The 12770-nt window shown below is 72.4% G+C and carries 10 protein-coding genes and 1 pseudogene; 5 read left to right on the top strand and 6 right to left on the bottom strand.

Annotated features, from left to right (window positions below; translation table 11 throughout):
• Positions 1–178 precede the first annotated feature (178 nt).
• A complete protein-coding gene (locus KGS77_RS23145) occupies positions 179–1291 on the bottom strand; it encodes a LacI family DNA-binding transcriptional regulator (RefSeq protein ID WP_242584919.1) in 1113 nt (370 codons plus the stop codon).
• 190 nt (positions 1292–1481) lie between these two features.
• Between KGS77_RS23145 and KGS77_RS23140 the strand changes: the two genes are divergently transcribed.
• The 4 genes from KGS77_RS23140 (at position 1482) to KGS77_RS23125 (ending at position 6459) form a co-directional block, all read left to right on the top strand.
• Positions 1482–2852, top strand: coding sequence for an ABC transporter substrate-binding protein (locus KGS77_RS23140; RefSeq protein ID WP_242584918.1), 1371 nt, complete (start codon positions 1482–1484; stop codon positions 2850–2852).
• Between the two features lie 51 nt (positions 2853–2903).
• On the top strand, positions 2904–3926 hold the full coding sequence (locus tag KGS77_RS23135; RefSeq protein ID WP_242584917.1) for a sugar ABC transporter permease: 1023 nt from the start codon (positions 2904–2906) through the stop codon (positions 3924–3926).
• Between the two features lie 12 nt (positions 3927–3938).
• A complete protein-coding gene (locus KGS77_RS23130) occupies positions 3939–4781 on the top strand; it encodes a carbohydrate ABC transporter permease (protein WP_242584916.1) in 843 nt (280 codons plus the stop codon).
• A 244-nt stretch (positions 4782–5025) separates the two neighbouring features.
• Positions 5026–6459 (top strand): GH1 family beta-glucosidase, encoded by a 1434-nt coding sequence (locus KGS77_RS23125; protein ID WP_242584915.1) that lies wholly within the window; start codon positions 5026–5028, stop codon positions 6457–6459.
• Between the two features lie 100 nt (positions 6460–6559).
• On the opposite strand, the pseudogene KGS77_RS23120 reads toward KGS77_RS23125, so the two are convergent.
• The 3 genes and pseudogenes from KGS77_RS23120 to KGS77_RS23110 all read right to left on the bottom strand — a co-directional run.
• Positions 6560–7453 (bottom strand): annotated as a pseudogene (locus KGS77_RS23120) (chitinase); the annotation flags it as partial.
• 447 nt (positions 7454–7900) lie between these two features.
• Positions 7901–9445 (bottom strand): HAMP domain-containing sensor histidine kinase, encoded by a 1545-nt coding sequence (locus KGS77_RS23115; protein ID WP_242584913.1) that lies wholly within the window; start codon positions 9443–9445, stop codon positions 7901–7903.
• Positions 9442–10134, bottom strand: coding sequence for a response regulator transcription factor (locus tag KGS77_RS23110; protein ID WP_242584912.1), 693 nt, complete (start codon positions 10132–10134; stop codon positions 9442–9444). The genes KGS77_RS23115 and KGS77_RS23110 overlap by 4 nt, the downstream gene beginning before the upstream one ends.
• Before the next feature lie 150 nt (positions 10135–10284).
• Between KGS77_RS23110 and KGS77_RS23105 the strand changes: the two genes are divergently transcribed.
• Positions 10285–10887, top strand: coding sequence for a hypothetical protein (locus KGS77_RS23105; RefSeq protein WP_242584911.1), 603 nt, complete (start codon positions 10285–10287; stop codon positions 10885–10887).
• Between the two features lie 115 nt (positions 10888–11002).
• Here the strand turns inward: KGS77_RS23105 and KGS77_RS23100 are convergent, their stop codons facing one another.
• A complete protein-coding gene (locus tag KGS77_RS23100) occupies positions 11003–11863 on the bottom strand; it encodes a fused MFS/spermidine synthase (protein WP_242584910.1) in 861 nt (286 codons plus the stop codon).
• A gap of 100 nt (positions 11864–11963) precedes the next feature.
• A complete protein-coding gene (locus tag KGS77_RS23095) occupies positions 11964–12530 on the bottom strand; it encodes a hypothetical protein (protein WP_242584909.1) in 567 nt (188 codons plus the stop codon).
• Between the last annotated feature and the right edge of the window lie 240 nt (positions 12531–12770).

Here is a 12770-nt window from a genome sequence, read left to right as displayed (position 1 = left end):
CGGCGTGAGGCGGCACGCGGCGGCGGCGTGCGTCGGGCGCTGGGGCGGCGGTGCGGGGGCGGCGGTACGGCGGACGCGTGGCGTGGCGTGGTGCGCGTACGTCTTCCGCCGTGCCTGCCGCCCTGAGCCGTCTTCGCTGTCCTCGCCGTTCGCGCCGTTCACGCCGTCCTCGGCGTCTTCATGACGATGCCCGGCGCACCAGCTCCGTCGGAAGTACGAGGTGGCCGCCGGGCGAGGGCGCCGCAGCGCGCGGGCCCGGCACGACGCCGCTCGTGCTGCCGCCGCCCCGGTCCCCGCCGTCCGTGCTCCCGCTGCCCGGACCCCCGACGATCTGCTCCATCAGCAGCCGCGCCATCGCCCGTCCCATCTCCTCGATCGGCTGGCGGACGCTGGTGAGCGCCGGGTCCATGTGGCGGGCTATGGCGGAGTCGTCGAAGCCGACCAGGGCCACGTCGTCCGGGATGCGGCGGCCCGCTTCGCGCAGCTCCTGCCGGGCACCCGCGGCCATCACGTCCGAGGCGCAGAAGACGGCGTCCAGGGCGGGGCGGCGGGCGAGGAGTTCGCGCATGGCGCGCCGCCCGCCCTCCTCGGTGAAGTCGCCGTGCGCCACGAGCGCGGCGTCCGGCGGGTGGCCCGCCGCGCGTACGGCCTGGCGGTAGCCGTCGAGGCGGCAGTGGGCCACGTACATGTCCGGCGGACCGGCGATGGTGGCGACCTGGCGCCGGCCGCGGCCGATGAGGTGTTCCAGCGCGCTCAGGGCGCCACCGGTGTTGTCGCAGTCCACGAACGGAACCGTTTCTCCGGCCGTGCGGCGGCCGTTGAGCACGGTCGGTATCGCCATCCGTTCCAGCAGGTCGGGCAGCGGGTCGTCGCCGTGCAGCGAGACCACGAGCACGCCGTCCACGCGGTGGGCGGCGAGGTAGTCGGCGAAGCGGCGCCGCTCCTTGGACGTACGGATCAAGGTCAGCAGCAACTGCATGTCGTGGTCGGCCAGTCCGGCGCTGACGCCGCGGATGATGCCGGAGAAGTACGGTTCGGCGAAGAGGCGGGTCTCGGTTTCCGGGACGACCAGGGCGACCGTGTCGGCGCGGTTGGCCGCCAAGGCGCGGGCGGCGCGGTTGGGGACGTAGCCGAGGTCGGCGACGGCCTGCCGTACCAGGGTGCGGGTCCGCTCGCTGACCCGGGGCGAGCCGTTGATCACGCGGGAGACCGTGCCGCGGCCGACGCCCGCGCGTGCGGCGACCTCTTCGAGCGTGGGCCGGCCGCCCCCGCGCCGTCCGCCTGGTGTCATGACCGCCTCCCCCTGCCGTCCTGACCATACCTTCAACGACGAGGCGCGACGCGGGAGTTGGCGTGCGACGCCTTGACACGCCCCCCGCGCAACGGCGACCCTTCACCTCATCACGGCTGGGAGCGCTCCCACAGTACTGGACACCCCACATTCCGCACGCACGGTCGGCAGGGCACCAGGAGGAGACGCCATGCGAACGACGATCCGCGGTCCCCGGCAGCGGGCGGTGGCCCTCCTGGCCGCCGCCGCGCTCGGGGCCGCACTGCTCGGCGGCTGCGCCCAGGACAGCGACCGGCCCGGCGGCACGGCCGGGTCGTCGGGAGCAGGCGCGGGCGCGGCGGCGGGTACGGCTGGGGGCGCGGGCGCCGGGAAGACCACTTTGACGGTCGGTGTCTTCGGCGTCTTCGGCTACAAGCAGGCCGGACTCTACGACGCGTACACCAAGCTGCACCCGGACATCACGATCAAAGAGACCTCGATCGAACGGAACGAGAACTACTACCCGCAGTTGCTCACCCATCTCGGTACGGGCAGCGGGCTCGCCGACATCCAGGCGGTCGAGGTCAACAACATCGCCGAGATCACCGCGACGCAGGCGGGCAGGCTCCTCGACCTCTCGAAGGCGCCGGGTGTGCGGAAGGCCGACTTCATCCCCTGGAAGTGGGCGCAGGCGACGGACCGGAGCGGCCGGACCGTGGGCCTGGGGACGGACATCGGGCCGATGGCGGTCTGCTACCGCAAGGACCTCTTCGCCAAGGCCGGGCTGCCCACCGACCGGAACGCGGTGGCCGCGCTCTGGGCGGGCGACTGGGGCAAGTACCTCGACGTGGGCGAGCGCTACATGGCCAAGGCCCCGGCGGGCACGGCGTTCGTGGACTCCGCCGCCGGTGTCTACAACGCGGTGATCTCCAGCAGCGCCGAACGCTATTACGACCGTGGCGGCAAGCTGGTCTACAAGGACAGCCCGTCGGTGCGGCAGGCGTGGGACGCGGCGATGCGGGCGGCGACGGGCAAACTGACCGCCCGCCTCCAGCAGTTCCAGAAGTCCTGGGACCAGGCGTACGCCAACGGCCGCTTCGCGACCGTCTCCTGCCCGCCGTGGATGCTCGGTTACATCAAGGAGAAGGCCGGGGACAAGGGCCGCGGTGTCTGGGACGTGGCCGCCGCGCCGAAGCCGGGAAACTGGGGCGGCTCCTTCCTGGCCGTACCGGAAGCGGGGCGGCACAAGAGCGAGGCGGTCGAACTGGCGGCCTGGCTGACCGCGCCCGAACAGCAGGCGAAGCTCTTCACACAGCAGGGCAGTTTCCCCAGCGCCCGGGCGGCGTACGGGCTGCCGGCGGTGGCGGGCGCCAAGCACCCGTACTTCGGGGACGCGCCGATCGGCAAGATCTTCGCCGCGGCGGCCGAGGGCATCCCCCACCAGGTTCTCGGCCCGAAGGACCTGACCGTCTCCCAGAACATCACCGATGTGGGGGTGCTCCAGGTCGAACAGCAGGGCAGGACGCCCGAGCAGGGCTGGCGGGCGGCGGTCGAGTCGATCGACAACGCGCTGGACCGGTGAGCCGTGGCCGGCCGCACCCCTCGCTCCGGGCCCCCGGCCGCGGCAGCGGCCATGGAAACCCCCGGCTCCTCCTCCGGGAGGGCCGGTACCGCCACCGCTCCCGGCCCCGGTCGCGGTCACGGCCGTGCGGACGGTGCCGGCCGGGCCGCCGCCGACCGGGCCCGGGAGCGGCGCAGCCGCCGTTACCGGCGGGACCTGCGCTGGAGCCCGTACGTCTGCATCGCCCCCTTCTTCCTCTTCTTCGCCGCCTTCGGGCTCTTCCCCCTGCTCTACACGGGATGGGCCGCGCTGCACCGCGTGGAACTGACCGCGCCCACCGACATGGAGTGGGCCGGGCTGCGCAACTTCACCCGGCTGCTCGGCGACGACTTCTTCTGGAACGCGCTGGGCAACACCTTCGTCATCGGGGTGCTCTCCACCGTCCCGCAACTGCTGATGGCGCTGGGCCTGGCGCATCTGCTCAACTACCGGCTGCGCGGCTCGATGTTCTTCCGCGTCGCGGTGCTCACCCCCTACGCCACGTCGGTGGCCGCCGCCACGCTGGTGTTCGTACTGCTCTTCGGGCGGGACTACGGGCTGGTCAACTGGCTGCTGAGCGCGGTCGGCATCGACGGCGTGGACTGGGAGAACGGCTCGTGGAGCGCCAAGCTGGCGGTCTCCACGATCGTCATCTGGCGGTGGACGGGCTACAACGCGCTGATCTACCTCGCCGCCATGCAGGCGATTCCGCACGAGCTGTACGAGTCGGCGGCGCTGGACGGGGCCTCCCGGTGGCAGCAGTTCCGGTACGTCACCGTCCCCTCGCTGCGGCCGACGATCCTGTTCACCTGCGTCGTCTCGACGATCGGCGCCACGCAGCTCTTCGGCGAACCGCTGCTGTTCAGCGGCAGTGCCGGGGCCACGGGCGGCGCCGGTCACCAGTACCAGACGCTGGGGCTCTATCTGTACGAGCAGGGGTGGGTGAACCTCCATCTCGGCCGGGCCTCGGCCATCGCCTGGACGATGTTCCTGATCCTGCTGGTGGTGGCCGCCGTCAACGCGCTGGTCGCCCGCCGGCTGCGGTCGGGCGAGTGAGGGGGGAGATCCATGACGGTCCGACGCGCCGGCCGGCAGTCGCACGGCGGCAAGATGACGTGTGCGGTGCTGATCCTGTTCACCGCGGGCTCGCTCTTCCCGCTGCTGTGGACCGCCGTCGCCGCCTCCCGCAACAACACCCGGCTGGCTCAGACACCCCCGCCCTTGTGGTTCGGCTCGAACCTTCCGAAGAACCTCGCCACGGCCTGGACCGACGCCAACATGGGCACCGCCCTGCTGAACACCACGGTCGTCGCCACGACGGTCGCGGCGGGCACGGTGGTCTTCTCGACCGTCGCCGGGTTCGCCTTCGCCAAGCTGCGCTTCCGGGCGAAGCGGCTGCTGCTCCTGCTCGTGATCGGCACGATGATGGTGCCGCCGCAGCTCGGGGTCGTACCGCTGTTCATGACCATCGCCGAGCTGGAGTGGACCGACCATCTGCAAGCGGTCATCCTGCCCACGCTCGTCAGCGCCTTCGGGGTCTTCTTCATGCGGCAGTACCTGCTCCAGGCGCTGCCCACCGAGCTGATCGAGGCGGCGCGCACGGACGGCGCGAACAGCCTGCGCGTCGTGTGGCACGTCGTCTTCCCGGCGGCCCGTCCGGCGATGGCCGTCCTGGGGCTGCTCACCTTCGTCCAGGCGTGGAACGACTTCTTCTGGCCGGTCATCGCACTCACCCAGAACGGCAGTCCGACCGTGCAGGTCGCGCTCACCGGTCTGGGGCGCGGCTACATCCCCGACCAGTCCGTGATCATGGCGGGCGCGCTGCTCGGCACGCTGCCGCTGCTCGCCGCGTTCGTCCTGTTCGGCAAGCAGATCGTCGGGGGGATCATGCAGGGCGCGGTCAAGGGCTGACCGGCGGGCCGCCACCGCACCACTCCCCCGGGTCCGTACGAGCCACCGTACGAGCCAGCGTGGGAGCTGCCGTGCCGGCCGGCGTCGTACGGGCAACCGCCGTACGAGCAGCCGCCGTACGGGCCGGGCCGCCCCCGCGAACCGCTCGCACCACTCGCACCACTTGTGCCATCTGAGCCACTCGCGCCATGCGCCCCGTACGGCCCGCGCCGTGCGCCGCGCCTTCGTGAACGGGAGTACCGCCATGTCCTGCCCCCTTCGTTTTCCGCCCGGTTTCCTATGGGGCGCGGCGACCGCCGCGTACCAGGTGGAGGGCGCCGCCCGGGAGGGCGGGCGCACCCCTTCCATCTGGGACACCTTCAGTCACACCCCCGGCAAGGTCCTCGGTGGCGACACCGGTGACATCGCCGCGGACCATTTCCACCGCCGCCCCCAGGACGTGGCGCTGATGGCCTCCCTCGGGCTGACGGCGTACCGCTTCTCCGTCTCCTGGCCGCGGGTGCAGCCCACCGGCCGCGGGCCCGCCGTACAGCGCGGGCTGGACTTCTACCGCCGGCTGGTCGACGACCTCCTCGACCACGGCATCCGCCCGCTGCTCACCCTCTATCACTGGGACCTCCCTCAGGAACTGGAAGCCGACGTCCACGGTGGGACCGCCGCGGGAGGCGGCTGGCCGCACCGCGAGACGGCCCATCGCTTCGCCGACTACGCGGGGATCGTCGCCGAGGCGCTCGGTGACCGCGTCCAGTGGTGGACCACGCTCAACGAGCCGTGGTGCAGCGCCTTCCTCGGTTACGGATCGGGCGTGCACGCCCCGGGGCGCAGCGATCCCGTGGCGGCGCTGCGCGCGGCCCACCACCTCAGCCTCGCGCACGGACTCGCCGCACAGGCACTGCGCGCGGCCCTGCCCGCCCACGGCCGCATCATGATCAGCCTCAACCCGGCGGCCGTCCGGGCCCGTACGCGGGCACCGGCGGACCTGGACGCTCAGCGGCGGGTGGACGCGCTGGCCACGCGTATCTTCACCGGGCCCCTGCTGCACGGCGCGTACCCCGACGATCTCCTCGCGGACACCGCGCGGATCACCGACTGGTCCTTCGTCCACGACAGCGATCTGGCCGTCATCAAGCACCCCCTCGACGCGCTGGGCATCAACTACTACACACCCACAGTGGTATCAGCCGGCACTGACAACGCCCCGCCCCGCCACGACGGCCACGGCGCCTCGGCCCGCTCACCGTGGGCCGGGGCCGAGCACATCGCCTTCCACCGGCCCCCGGGCGAATGCACCGCGATGGGCTGGGCCGCCGACCCCTCCGGCCTGTACGACCTGCTGATGCGCTTCCACCGCGAGGCGCCCGGACTGCCCCTGTACATCACCGAGAACGGCGCCGCCTACGAGGACAAACCCGACGCCGCAGGAACCGTGCACGACCCCGGCCGCATCGCCTACCTGCACTCCCATCTCACCGCAGCGCACCGCGCCCTGGCCAGGGGCGCCGATCTGCGCGGGTACTTCCTGTGGTCCCTCCTGGACAACTTCGAGTGGGCGTACGGCTACAGCAAACGGTTCGGGGCGGTGTACGTGGACTTCGCCACTCAGGCACGTACGCCGAAGTCCAGCGCCCACTGGTACGCACGTCTCGCCCGCACCAACGAACTGCCCCCGCCGCCGTGAGCGCGCCGCACCATAAAGGTGGCGGGGTGCGGCAGGTGGGGGGAAGCCTGCCGCACCCCGCCTTGGGGGTGGCCGAAAGAATGAGTACGCGAGTCGGCGGTCAGCCCTGATAGGCGCCGAACGCCTTGGTGAAGTCCAGGGGCTTCTGCGCGATCGAGCTACAGGTCGGCTGCGCCGAGTTCCGCGGCCCGCCCGGGCACGGCTTGTCGCGGGTCGAGGACCACATCGACAGCCCGCCCAGGTGCTTGGTACGGGCGAAGCGCACCAGCTCATGGGCGTCCGCCACCTTGAAGATCTCGCTCTGGACGTCGTTGACCCCGATCATCGGCGTCACGGCGACGGCCTTCCAGGCCGCCGCGTCACCGAGCCCGAGAGCCTTCTTGAGCTGGCGCTGCGTGGCGGTGGCGGCCTGGATGGCGTACGCGCCCATGTCGCCCTTGTAGGACGCGCCGTAATCCATCGCCATGATGTTGACGGCCGAGATCTTCACGCCGTTCTTCTTGGCGTCGGCCACGAGGTTCACGCCGTCCTGGGTCAGGCCCTCGGGCATGACGGGCAGCGTGAAGGTGACGTCGAGCTCCGGGTGCTTCTTCTGGAGCGCGGCGATGGCCTTGGCACGGCGGGTGTTGGAGGCGGTGTCCGGCAGTGCGCCGCCCTCGATGTCGAAGTCGACCTTGGTGAGCTTGAAGGCGTCCACGGCCTTTCCGTACGCGCCGGCGAGCGCGTCCACGGACCGGCAGACCACGCCCAGTTCGCTGCCGCTCGCGCCGCCGAAGGAGACCCGTACGTCGCCGCCGGCCTTGCGCAGCTCGGGTATCTGCCTGGCCACCGCGTCGCCGCGCAGGTCACCGGAGCCGCCCCACTTGGGGTCGCAGCCGCCGCTGCCGGCGGTCAGGAAGGCGAGGGTGAAGTTGCGCACCGGTGTCTTCTTCGCGGTGTCCACCATGTCGTAGGCGGGCGTGAGCGAGGTGTCGAGGTACGGCGCGAAGGCCGCCGCCTTCGTCCGGGCGGCCGGTGCGGCGGCGTCCGCTCCGGCCGCGGTGCCGTGCCCGGCCCTGGTGGCCTGGGCGGGGCCGACGAGGACGAGCGTGCCGCCCGCCGCGATCACGGCTGCCGAGGCCGCGCCGATCAGCTTGACCTTGCCGCTCAAGCGCCGACGGTGTGTCTGTGCCGAGGAAGTCATCTGAAGCCTGTCTGTCGTCTGTCGTCGTGGGGGGGAGCGCGGGCGTACGAGAGGTGTGGGGGGTGGGGTACGGAACCCGTGGGGGGAAGCCGTGGGGGGCTCGGGAGTTCCGTACGTCCCGCACGCTAGCGGTCACGAAACGGACAATAGGCAGTTCAGACGCGGACGGCCGCGGAATTATGGTGCGCTTAAGGAGGCGGAAGGGAGCATTTAAGGGAACGGGGGAAGGGACGGCTGAGGGAGCGGTTCGCGCGCGTCTCAACGGCTCCCGGCCGCCCGGTTCTCCTCACGTCCGGCAGTGCGCCGGGCAGCCCGGCGGACCGCGCGCCCGACCGCACGCCCGGCGGCGCGTCTGCCGCGGGCGCCGAGCTTGCGGCGCAGCCGGTGGCCACGGCGCCGCCGGCCGCCGCGCGCCGCCCGGCCGCCGTCCAGCGCCAGCCAGACCCGTACCTCGGTGCCTCCGAGCACGGACCGTCCGATGCGCACATCACCGCCGGTCGACTCCGCGAGCCGCCGCACGATGTCCAGCCCGAGCCCGGTGGACCCCTCCCCGCCGTGCCCGTGGCCGCGCCGCAGTGCCGCGTCCGGGTCCTCGATGCCCGGTCCGGCGTCCGAGACCAGCACGATCACCGCGTCCTCGGCGTTGTGGACGTCCACCGCGAACGCCGTGCCCTCAGGGGTGTGCCGGAAGACGTTGCCGAGCATCGCGTCCAGCGCGGCGGCCAGGTCGGGGCGTGCGACGGGGACGCGTACGGGCTGCCGCACGCCTGCGAGCCTCACCGTGCGCCCCTCGTCCTCCGCGAGCGCCGACCAGAAGTCCATCCGCTCACGGATCACCTCGGCGGCGTCGCAGCCGGCCGCGGTGGCGGCCTGCCGGGTGTGCGCCTTCTGCTCGCGCGCGGTACGGATGATCTGGTCGACCTCGCGCTCCAGTTGGGCGACGGCGGCCCGGGTCTGCTCGGCGGCGGGCCCGTCGCCGAGCGAGGCGGCGTTCAGCCGCAGCACGGTCAGCGGGGTGCGTAGCCGGTGGGAGAGGTCGGCGGCCAGTTCACGTTCGTTGGCCAGCAGTTGGACGACCTGGTCGGCCATGGAGTTGAACGCGACGGCGGCGGACCGCAGCTCCTTGGGGCCGTCCTCGGGGACCCGTACGCCCAGCTTGCCCTTGCCCAGGTCGTGCGCGGCCCCCGCCAGCCGCTTCGCGGGCCGCACCATGCGGGTGCCGAGGCGGTCCGCGACGGCGACCGAACCGACGACGAGCCCGAGTCCTACGCCGGCCAGCACCACCCATGAGGTGGTGACGCCGTTGGTGAGCGCGTCGTCGGGCACGTACACCTCGACGACCGCGATGCCCGAGGCGACGGCGGTGGGCTGGAGCAGTACGGAACCGCCGGTGACCGGCGAGATCGAGGCCCGGCCGAACTTGATCGCCTCGGCGACGGCCCGCGGGCCGATCCGGTGTGCCCCGATCTCAAGCGACTTGCCGCCTTTGACGCTTCGGGTGTCCTGGTCACCGTCTTGGTGGTTCTGCTCCTCCGCGCCCCCTTTGCCGTCCTCGTCCCCCACCGGCACATGAACGCCGATATGCCCGCCCGAGCCGGTCTCGGCGCTGGCGACGGCGCGCTCCAGTTGGGTGCGGTCGGTGGTGATGGCCAGTACGGGCCCGATGGCGGCGGCCTGCCGTTCGGCGTTGGAGAACGCCCGGTCGCGTGCCATCTCCTTGACCACCAGCCCCAGGGGTACCGCGAAGGCGACCACGACCATCACCGTGACGGCCAGGCACACCTTGACCAGCGCCCACCTCACCGCGGCGGCTCCAGCTTCACGCCCACGCCGCGCAGGGTGTGCAGGTAGCGCGGGCTGGCCGCGGTCTCGCCCAGTTTCCGGCGCAGCCAGGACAGATGCACGTCGATGGTCTGGTCGTCACCGTAGGACTGCTGCCAGACCTCGGCCAGCAGTTCCTTGCGGGCCACCACGACGCCGGGGCGCCCCGCCAGGAAGGCCAGCAGGTCGAACTCGCGGCGGGTCAGGTCCAGCGGCAGCCCGTCCAACTCGGCCTGGCGGCGCAGCGGGTCTATGGAGAGCCCGCCGACGCGGATCACCCGGGACGGCGGCTCGGCGCCCGTCGCGGTGGCGCGCGAGCGGCGCAGGACGGCCGCCATACGGGCCGAGAGGTGTTCCACGGAGAACGGCTTGGTGAGGTAGTCGTCGGCCCCGTCGTTCAGGAGCCGTACGATCTCCGCCTCGTCGTCCCGGGCTGTGGCGATGATCACCGGTACGTCGGTGATCCCGCGCAGCATCTTCAGGGCCTCGGCCCCGTCCAGGTCGGGCAGTCCGAGGTCGAGAATGACGACGTCGAAGCCGACATGGGCCACCTCGCGCAGCGCTTCAAGGGCCGTACCGACGCTCCGTACCGTATGGGAGGCCTCGGTCAGATGCCGGATGAGCGCCGAACGTACGAACTGGTCGTCCTCGACCACGAGCACTCTTGCCATGAGCCGCACCGTACGCCATGAGGACCATTTTCTTTACGCGAGGTTGACGCCGCATCCGTGCGCCGGGCCCCCGGGAGGGCCCAGGCAGGTGACGTCCGGGCCGGGAGTGGTGGATGAGGCGGACGGCCGATGTGTGCTCCTATAGCGGGTGTGAACACAGGGAGTTCGAGACGGGGGCTGGTGCACGCGGCGGCGTGGACGCTGGCCACAGGAGTGGCGGTGACGCTGTCGTGGTTCGGCGTGCGCACCGTGCTGGCCGGCACGGTCTACGACCCGCCGCGCGCACTCCCCCTGTCCGGCGCGGCGCCTTCCGTACGGACCGGTACGGACGACGGGAACCCGCCGCAGGCGTCCTCCACCCACCGCCCCAAGCCCTCGGGTCAGCCCACGCCCTCCCCTTCCGCCTCCGCGGGCCCCGGCGCCTCACGGCCGGCGTCCCCCTCCCACGGCGCGGGCGGCGGCGGGCTCGGCACGGACGGCGCTTCCCGTACGTCGTCGGGCGGCACCCTGTCGCCCACCACGAGCGGCACGGTCAAGAACTACGCGACGGCGGGCGGCCGGGTCGTCTTCGACATGGGCACCCGGTCCGCACAACTGGTCTCGGCGACCCCCAACTCGGGGTGGCGGATGCAGGTGTGGGAGCAGAATCAGTGGATCCGGGTGGAATTCACCGGTAATGGCGCCCATACATCCGTGATCTGCACCTGGAACGGCCATCCGCCGACGGTCGCGACGGACGAGCACGCGACCTGACGGCGACCTGACGGGGCGGCGGCCGGGCCCGACGGCGGCCGGATCCGACGGCGGCCGGGCCCGACGGCGGTCACCGTCCTGCCGGTGCCGCCCGAATCGCATGAAGACGGATGTATCACTCGAAGACGGACGGTGGCGGGGCCGGTGAGGCCACCGCCGTCGCATCCGTCACCGGCGCCGCTCCCCCGGTGAAGTCCAGCAGCGCGCGCCCGTGTTCGACCCGGGCGGGCTGCGGATCGGTGGCGGCCCGGCGGGTCAGTTCCGCGACCGGCAGTTCGCGGTCGGCGGCCAGCAGTACGGCGTTCCCGAACCGCTTGCCCCGCAGGACGGCCGGGTCGGCGGTCAGGCACAGTTCCGCGAAGACCGTACGGACGGTGGCGATCTGCGCCCGTACGAAGGCCAGCGGCGGTCCGTCCGTGAGGTTGGCCGCGTAGAAACCCCCGGGGCGCAGCGCCCGCCGGACCTCGCCGACGAATTCGGCGCTGGTCAGATGAGCGGGCGTGCGGGCCGCCCGGAACACATCCGCGATGATCAGGTCCGCCCAGCCGTCCGGGACCTTCCGCAGCCCTTCCCGGGCGTCCCCGCCGCGTACCCGGATGCGCCAGCCGCTCTCCAAGGGCAGATGGGTGCGTACCAGTTGGACCAGTGGCGCGTCGATCTCCATGACCTGCTGGGTCGAGCGCGGACGGGTCGCCGCCACATAGCGCGCCATCGTCAGGGCCCCGCCGCCCAGGTGGACGACCTGGAGGGGCTTTCCCGCGGGCGCGGCAAGATCGGCGATGTGGCCGAGGCGCCGCTGGTAGGCGAAGTCCAGGTATGCCGGATCGTCCAGGTCCACATGGGACTGCGGGGCGCCGTCGATCAGCAGGGTCCATCCCCGGGGCCGGTCCCGGTCCGGACGCAGTTCGGCACGGCCGCCGGCCACGGACTCCACGACGGACTCGGGGCCCGACCGCCCGCGCCTGCTCTTCGCCATGCACCCAGTATGGCGCGTCAGCGTGTTTCCACTGGTCAGGACGGGCGTAGCGGGCGCCCTCAGGGCCTTGGGCAGACCGCGGGCCCCGCAGTCGCCGGGCTCACTGGCAGCGGTCGACGGCCTCGATCGTACGGGCCGCCTCGCCGAGCGCCGCCCGCAGGTCGGCCGGGTCGGTGGCCGAGGCGTACGCGCCCTCCGGGGACACCAGCCAGCCCGTACCCGTGACGGGCGGCTCCAACGGCCCGGACGGGGCGCCTTCGGTCTCGCGCGCGCCGTCCGCACCGGCCGTGCGCCGGTAGGTCTGTGTACACGCACTGCCCGGCAGGTCCCAGCCCGCGGCCGTGCCCGGGGGCACCAGGAACCCGAGGGTGTCGCACGAGCCGTCGTGCAGGACCGGCCCGACCCCGTCGCGCAGCCGCAGGATGTCCACGGCCTCCAGCCCCTGGCGGGCGGGGACCGTCACCAGGTCCCAGGGCTGGGCCGGAGAGAGTGCCGGTGGCGCGCTCTGCTCCCAGGAAGGCCGGTGCCCGACGGTGGTGGCCGGCGAACTTCCGCCGTTGCCGGCGCCGTTGACGGACGCGCTCACGGCGCCGGCCGCGCCTCGTACGAGACGGCCCACGACACCGCCGGCGGCGCTGTTGACGGCGCCTTCGACGTCACTGCTCACGCCGGTCTCCAACAAGGAAACCCCTCCTTATGCCCGCACCGCTCCCTTTACACCCCTTCCAACGCCGGGGCGTACCAACGGCTACGGCGGCATAACGCGGCAAAGGATGGCAGTTCATGGCGGATCGCGCGCAGGACGGTCGTTTTGTCGGCGAACCCAGCGTGTTGGTCAGGTCACAGCCGGTACCGTCGTCCCGTCGCACCGTCAGGCCGCGGCATCGCCACACAGACGGCACGGAGG

The sequence above is a fragment of the Streptomyces sp. MST-110588 genome, assembly GCF_022695595.1.
Lineage (GTDB): Bacteria > Actinomycetota > Actinomycetes > Streptomycetales > Streptomycetaceae > Streptomyces.
Note: the sequence above shows the minus strand (reverse complement) of the source record. Positions and strands in the feature narration are given on the sequence as shown.

Excerpts from the sequence above, each read along its gene's own strand:
- KGS77_RS23145 (WP_242584919.1), bottom strand. The coding sequence starts at position 1,291 with ATGACACCAGGCGGACGGCGCGGGGGCGGCCGGCCCACGCTCGAAGAG.
- KGS77_RS23140 (WP_242584918.1), top strand. The coding sequence starts at position 1,482 with ATGCGAACGACGATCCGCGGTCCCCGGCAGCGGGCGGTGGCCCTCCTG.
- KGS77_RS23135 (WP_242584917.1), top strand. The coding sequence starts at position 2,904 with ATGGAAACCCCCGGCTCCTCCTCCGGGAGGGCCGGTACCGCCACCGCT.
- KGS77_RS23130 (WP_242584916.1), top strand. The coding sequence starts at position 3,939 with ATGACGGTCCGACGCGCCGGCCGGCAGTCGCACGGCGGCAAGATGACG.
- KGS77_RS23125 (WP_242584915.1), top strand. The coding sequence starts at position 5,026 with ATGTCCTGCCCCCTTCGTTTTCCGCCCGGTTTCCTATGGGGCGCGGCG.
- KGS77_RS23110 (WP_242584912.1), bottom strand. The coding sequence starts at position 10,134 with ATGGCAAGAGTGCTCGTGGTCGAGGACGACCAGTTCGTACGTTCGGCG.
- KGS77_RS23100 (WP_242584910.1), bottom strand. The coding sequence starts at position 11,863 with ATGGCGAAGAGCAGGCGCGGGCGGTCGGGCCCCGAGTCCGTCGTGGAG.